At 80.8% G+C, this 1,905-nt stretch carries 1 protein-coding gene; it reads right to left on the reverse strand.

Annotated elements, in window-relative coordinates:
* Positions 1 to 1,804: DUF3492 domain-containing protein (locus tag ACMA1D_RS29285; RefSeq protein ID WP_414727010.1), on the reverse strand; the 1,804-nt coding region annotated here is incomplete at its 3' end.
* Positions 1,805 to 1,905: the final 101 nt, after the last annotated feature.

Below are 1,905 nucleotides of genomic sequence, written 5' to 3' on the forward strand. Positions count from 1 at the left end.
GGCCACGCCGGCGCGCCCCGCCGTCGAGCGCCACCCACGCCCCGGCCGCCGCACCACCGGCACCAAACTCGGCACCGGCACCGGCACCACATCCCGCCACCACGCAGCCGCCCGCCGCGCCCGGGCCGCCCGCCCACGCCCCGTACGCCGTCGCCCCGTACGCCAAACCCCCAGCCCCCGACCCGAACACCCGGGCCGGCACGGGCCCGTACCCGTACGCAGACTCGTACGCCCCAGACGCCCCGTACGCCGCACGGGCCACCGCACCGGGGCCCGGCATCAGGGGCGGGGCGCCGTCGTGCAGGGCCGCGGTGTCCGGTGGGGTGGCGGCGAGGGCCCAGGCGGGGTCGGGCGGGGCGGTCGCGGGGCCGGTGTCGACGATGCGGAGCCGGACGTCCGGCTCGGCGCGGTGCACCTCGGCGAAGGCGTGCAGCAGGGCGACGAGGTCGCGCTCGGGCTCGACCGGCCCCACCCACAGCAGCGTCCGCGCATCCGTGCCGGCCCGCTCGCCCACTTCGTCGAAGCAGTGCGGATAAACCCCCGGGTACACCGTGCGCAGCCGCGCGGGGTCCGCGCCGCACCGCTCCTGCCAGCGCCGGGTGTCCGCATTGCCCGCGGTGACCAGCGCGGCCTGCGCGTACACCTCGGCGGCCAACTCCCGGTGGAAGGCGGCGACCAGGGCCCGGGCGGCGACGCCGTACGCGCCGTCGCCGGCCACGGCCGCCCACTCGCCGGGCCCGGCAGGCCCAACCGCCTCGCTCGCCCCAGCCGGCCCGGCCGGCCCGCCCGCACCGGTCGGGTCGCCGCCCGCCGGAGCGAGGTAGTGCTCGCGCAGCCCCGGGCGGTACTCGGTGACCAGCAGCGGCGTGCCGAAGAAGCGCTTGGCCAGCAGCCCGGGCAGGGCCGCGGTGCCGCCCGCGACGGCGTGGCACAGGTCGACGCCGGCCAGCCCGCGCCCGGCCGCCGGCCGCCAGGCGCCACCGGACCGACCCGCCCCGCGACACCGGCCCCGTCGGCCACCGCCCCGCCGACCACCGCCCCCGCCCGGTCCACGGCGCGGTCCGCCGAGCCCACCGCGCCCGCCCGCACCGGCCCGCGCGGGGGCCCCGTCCGGTGCCCCGTACCAGTCCAGCGACAGCGGGCGCAGCGCGCGCTCCAGGTGGTGCAGGACGGCGAGCAGGTCGGCGACGGTCGCGCGCTGCGCGTCGCGCGTGGCGCCGGGCGCGCGGCAGGCCGCCTCCAGGAGGCGTAAGGCCCCGGGGGAACGGAGCGCGTCGGGCAACCCGCCGTGTTCGCGGGCGAGTTCGGCGAGCCCGTACAGCCCGTCGGCGAACGCGCCGGCCGGCACCGCGTACCCGGCGTCCCGGAGCGCGCTCCCCCGCGGCGGACGCGGGGCGGCACGCCCCACAGTGGCGAAACGGTCCGCCTGACGGTCGGAGCGCTCCCCGGCGGGCCCGGTCCGACCCGCGGCGGAAGCGCCGGCGCCGGCCGGGGACGCGGGCGCGGCGGCCAGGGCGCGGGCGAGACGGCCGAAGTGTTCGGCGAAGCTGGCGCGCTCCCGGCGCCGGTAGCCACGGGCCCGGCCCGGCGTCCGCAGCGGCGGGCCCCACAGCGGCGCGGTGCGCACCCGGACCACGTGGGCCGGCAGCGGCAGCCGGCCGGCGGCCTCCTGCGCGGCGCCGTGGGTGAGCGCGCAGACCTCGAACTCGTGCTGGTCAAGCGCGCGTACGAGCCGGTCGCAGCACTGGCCCGCCGCACCGTTCGCGTACGGATAACCACCGTCGGTCAGCAGTCCCACGCGCACGTTCGCACCCCGATCTCCCGGATAGGCAGCCGCCGGCAGGCAGCGGCAGCACGCTATGCGGGGGGCGGGGAGGGGGGGGGGGGGGGGGGGGGGGGGGGGGG

The organism is Streptomyces sp. 796.1, assembly GCF_047525675.1.
Classification (GTDB): domain Bacteria; phylum Actinomycetota; class Actinomycetes; order Streptomycetales; family Streptomycetaceae; genus Streptomyces.